The organism is Xenorhabdus sp. PB61.4 (assembly GCF_963894935.1).
Taxonomy (GTDB): domain Bacteria; phylum Pseudomonadota; class Gammaproteobacteria; order Enterobacterales; family Enterobacteriaceae; genus Xenorhabdus; species Xenorhabdus stockiae.
Genome location: NZ_CAWQJR010000072.1, coordinates 1 through 5186 on the forward strand (window position 1 = coordinate 1; position 5186 = coordinate 5186).

Genomic DNA, 5186 nt, shown 5'->3' on the forward strand with positions numbered 1-5186 from the left:
CAGCTCAGTAGCCAGGGCTTGTAACTGTTTCTCGTCCATCTTTTCACCTGTTTTAGTTGATAAATTAAACATATCAAAAACAGGCAATTACACAAATTTAGAAACAGGGTCGCGAAGAGCTATACACTTCGTCTTTCAAGTTGCCTCTTTGTTGGCTGCGCTCACTCACCCCAGTCACATAGTTATCTATGCTCCTGAGGGTTCTCTCCCTTGCTGCCGCGATGCACCTTGAAATCCATTGTGTATATATCCTTTGTCAGTTAGAGATAGTTCGATAGATTTGTTATGTCGCTGAAATATCCTGCTTTTTCACTATTAAAGCCTTACTTTTTCATAACTTAATATATTGATTTTTAATCATTATAATAATAAAAACACTATTATTGAGTTTTTGGTACCACATAGGCCCTGATTCTGGTTTTCAGTTATGAATAAAACTCACCTCAGTCTCGTTTTATCTTTTTGAATAGTGACGAAATCGTTTAATTGATAAAGTCGAGACTGAGTTTTTGGTGACATATATATGTTATTTATTTAATACCAGTCCAAATAGTCCAATAATCATTTTCAACAATATTGGTTAAAGAGGGAAGGGTGTTCTCTATATAATCAACAAGGTAAGCTATTTCTTTATCACTCAGTTCGTGCAAAATAGAACGTCCTTTTCGTAATCGAAAATCATCCGCTAATTGTGAAAAATTATTATACGTAGCGCGTTTTTCTAAAAAAGAAAGTGTGTTTACATGCCTGAATCCGACTTCCTTAAATCCATTAATCACATTATGGGTATCAGGTCTCCGTTGGTTTTCAAAATCACGTAAGTGCGGGTAAACATCAAAAATATAACCACGAATGTGTTCAGGTGAGCCGGGCAGGTTAACATCCTGAACAGTTCGATCCTGTAAGATATATATACCCCCTGATCGCAATAAACGATTGGCTTCGGCAAAACAAATTACTCTGTCTTCTTCGCTAATATGATGAATAAGTGCACGCTCGAATATAATATCCTGACTGTTTGCGGGAAGGCCGGTATGGAGAGCATTTCCTTTTTTGAGGGTGATATTTTTCAACTCCTGAGTATTCTCAGCCGCATCAGCCAGCATTTGATCTGAAAAATCAACACAAGTGATGCTCTTTGCTCCCAGATTAGCCCATGCCCGAGAGTAAATCCCTCCGCCACAGCCAATATCTGCGATATCTTTACCTTTAGGCTCAGTCAAACTATGAATTATATCGTACCATTCCTGTTGTGCATCGCGTCCAAGATAAGTATGCCGGTTCTCTTTTGCATTAAAATCAATTGCCATTTGAGTTTCCTTCATTAATGGATTTACTAAATGAATTTCAAACATCGGCCTCAATTAAGTGACGGTGTCACTAAAAAATCTTTTAATGTCAGACCAATTCCCGCGATCAGACAGCTTCCCAGAGTGATCATCGTAGCGACAATACTATGTTGAGTTAACTGTACAGTCGCGATAGGGAGTAAGAATAAAATTGTCAGGTTATTGAAGCTTTCTGATACTGCTAATATCTGGCCTTTATTCTGTTTGGCCCGATTTGCCAGAATAGAGGTACTAACAGGGGCTGCAATTCCTTGCGCATAACCCCATAACATTAGACAACTCAGGCTGAAAAGCAGGGATAATGGAATTAGCATAAATACCGCACAAGCCACGAAAAGTAAGGTTATTGTCAACAGTAGTATGTATTCATCCCGAATACCTCTACGCTTCACAAAAGTTATGGATAAATTGCCAATGCCAAGTCCGATACCAAATACGGATACAGATATACCAATCGTGTCTGTTGCTAGCTCATAATAACGCCGCAAAACTTCTCCAGATAAGATAAAAGCAGATACTGCCGTTCCATTCCAAAGTCCTTTTGCAATAAGAGGGCGGATTAAGTCGCCCTGAGATATCCATTGAAACTTTATCAACGGGAGTTTTATTTTTTCTTTTTCTGAAGGTTGGTGTGAATTGTACTTTAGGTGTAATACTTGTTTTTGGCTTAAAATGCAGAGCAAAAAACATCCTGTCCCACTTATCAAAAATGGCATCTGCCAATTTAACTTCTCAGTTAAAATACCGGCAAAGACAGGGCCAGTAACAATTCCCATAGTCATACCGAGCATAACGATCCCCATTGCTGAAGCTTGCCTGTGAGGAGGAAAGATCTCTGCAATCAAAGCAAAAATAGTTGGAATCAATGCAGCCGCTGCGATACCCCCAAAGATGCGCAGCCCAATAGCAACTACTAAATTGGGCGCTATAGTTAATAGCAGCCCATCCAGTGAAAGAAATAATAAAGATGCCAGCAGCAATTTAGGCCGGTTTATCCTATCTGACAACCAGCCAAAAACGGGGGCCATAAGCGAATAAGAGAAAGCATAACCAGATACCAACCAGGCAGCTTTATCAGTTGTTGTGTTAAATGCCTCAGCTAATGGTTGGAGTATAGGAGCTAACATAAACTCTGTCGTACCGATGAAAAATACAGCACACGAAAATATCAGCAAAATAAAGGGCGAAGCGACAGGCGATGCAATACGTGGTGACATATTTAAGTCTCCTTAGTAAAAAATAGATTGTGTAGGGGGAGGTCAACAGATGGTGAAGTTTTAAGCTAATGTGTTTCGTATTGAAAAATAAATACGGATGAATAGGGGGAGAGTTTGAGTAATACAGATATTCAGGTGAGTTAGTTCAGATTCACTGCCAGCGATTGCCGGCAGTGAGGTTGGTGATTATTACTTATTTAGCAGAGGCTGCTTCAAGATCAAGTACGCTAATCGGACTTTCATTTTTTGCTACATCGTGGCTGAATGCACAAACACGCCATGGTGCTTCAGATTTAGTCAGATTGACAGGTCTCCATAAAGGAGCATAACCTGATTTATCTTCACAGTCCGTGGTTGCTTTAGGACCGTATTTTACTTGTGTCAGCCCTGAAAGTTCATATGGCAGAGCTTCAATCGTTACAAACCAATTGTCAGTTCCATGGTCATCATAACGAATAGTTGGCTTAGTAGTTGGTGGAGTATTATCAATTTCCCGCAACATCACAGATGCATCTTTTGCGTTCTGCCACTTACCAGAATTATTCTGATGAATAGCACAGAGCTTATAGATACCTTCGCCTTCAGGTACCTGCAGGTTTTCCAGTGGCTTCTGGCTGGCCGAAACTGGAGCGCCATATCCGCTTGCATCTTTACAGTCAATTTCACTGATTAATCCGACTTTATAGCGGATATTTTTGACATCAGCATCTTCTTTAATGACCACATCCCATTTAGCTTTCTCGCCATCAACAACACTTTGAGTAACCCAAGGTGACCAAAACTGGCTTCTTTCTAAGAAATTACCGCTATTATTTTCAAGTTTAGACAGATCCAGTTTATTATCTTTGGTTATTGCATTAGCAATAGAGTCTACAGGAATAAAATAGCTGGCACCTTCTGCCGAAACACCTTTATTATCTTCAATCGTACACGGTCTGCCACTTCCGCAACCATTCATTCCCGGCTCGGTAGTCGTGTTTAGAATACCGATAACATCTGTTTTGCCTTTTTCAAAAACAGGGGAACCAGACGTTCCGCCAACGACACCCGCACAGTTAACAGAGAAAACCGGGGACCACAGCCATGGAATTGAGCTTTCATAGAGTACAGGCGCTTTTCCGGTAATATCACATTCAGATTTCCTGAGATAAGTGGAATCATAGTCAACATTATTGACAGGAATGTGAGTTAACACGATAGGCTGATGTTCCATCGCAAGATTTTTCTTCAGCTTCAGTGGATGATAGCCTTTTTGAGCCAAATCACCATAAGTTGCTTTCAATTGTAAGACAGCGATATCTTCATATTTCATGGTTGAATATAAAATACGGTCAACCTTTATTGGTGAGAGGCTGTCTTTTTTATCAATGAAGTAATCTGGTGTAAACTCCCAGTATTCAGATGCTGGTTGATCAACAATGACCTCATTTGTATTGCTGCTATTTTCAACACAGTGACCAGCTGTTACGATTAGTGCTGGTGTATCTTTAGCCGGTGTATTTTCGCCAGCAATCAGGGTTGCGGTACAATGTGAACCACCCATAAATTTACCGACGGTTTTGAATTTATCAGCACCAGGATCAGTGGATTTCATTAGTGGTGCTTCATTAGCCAAAGCATTTGAGCATGTTGCGATAGAAATTAAACTAGCCAATAGAGCTTTACGATAAGTCATAATTTTCCTCCTTTAGGTTATGTCGATGACTCGGAGGTTATTATCAGGATTAACATTAATAAGTTCTATTTAACTGTTTTGTGTCCTTGCATATACAAACCCGGCAAATGAGAAATAAATAAGAAATAAAAGAAAAACTCACTGCCAGCTAGTGCCACCAGTGAGTTTGTTGATTTATAGTAATTTTTACTGACTAGAATTTCCAATTAGCATTAAAGAACACACCGTTGTCCTTATGGCTGCTTGATAATATGCCGTTATATCCCACTGACAATTGAGTATTTTCATTAATACTCATGGACGTGCCGGCTTTAATGACTGCCGCATCACGCGCAGCGGAGACGCTGTTGACCGTAAATGACACATCACTGTTGCTGAAACTCAATTGACTGTCGCGTGCGACATTACCGAACTGATGTTGCCAGCCTAATTCGCCATACATGCCGACCGTCAGTTGATCCTGCGTCTGCCAGTTCTGGTTCACACGTAAACCTAATGTCGAGAGGGTAGCATTCTTCGATTGTTTTTTACCGGTCAGGGCAGCAGCACCCCCTTGTTCATTGATGCCATCATTGCGGAAATTAACATGGGACAGGTTGACGAAAGGCTCCAGATTCAGCCAGTCCGGGTTGACCCCGTAAGCGGCTTCCGCAAATAACTGCCCGGTTTGTGCACCGTATTTGGCTTTCAGATTGTCAGATTGACGACCGAAGGCCACTGAACGCTCGGTATCAAACCGATGCCAGCTATAAGCTACGCCGGTACGCAAGGCCAGAGCATCCAGTTGTTTGCTGCCATAAAATGCCAGATGGACGTTATCACTGCCTGCGGAAGTATAGCAGAATCATATTAATATGACATAATAGCTGGATTCATATGACAAAGGATAAAGTGCGATGGGCTACAGTCTGGATTTTCGAAAGAGAGTACTGGCATATAAAGACA

Annotated in this window: 3 protein-coding genes and 1 pseudogene; all 4 read right to left on the minus strand. The window is 40.8% G+C overall.

Annotated features, from left to right (window positions below; all coding sequences use genetic code 11):
• Positions 1–530: 530 nt before the first annotated feature.
• The gene (locus AACX68_RS05180; RefSeq protein WP_339389284.1) at positions 531–1355 is read right to left on the minus strand and encodes a class I SAM-dependent methyltransferase; all 825 of its coding nucleotides are present in this window, start codon (positions 1353–1355) and stop codon (positions 531–533) included.
• A gap of 5 nt (positions 1356–1360) precedes the next feature.
• Positions 1361–2566 (minus strand): MFS transporter, encoded by a 1206-nt coding sequence (locus tag AACX68_RS05185; protein ID WP_228860756.1) that lies wholly within the window; start codon positions 2564–2566, stop codon positions 1361–1363.
• 193 nt (positions 2567–2759) lie between these two features.
• Positions 2760–4241 (minus strand): trypsin-like serine peptidase, encoded by a 1482-nt coding sequence (locus AACX68_RS05190; protein ID WP_228860757.1) that lies wholly within the window; start codon positions 4239–4241, stop codon positions 2760–2762.
• A 193-nt stretch (positions 4242–4434) separates the two neighbouring features.
• Positions 4435–5061, minus strand: a pseudogene (locus AACX68_RS05195) (autotransporter outer membrane beta-barrel domain-containing protein); the annotation flags it as partial.
• Positions 5062–5186: the final 125 nt, after the last annotated feature.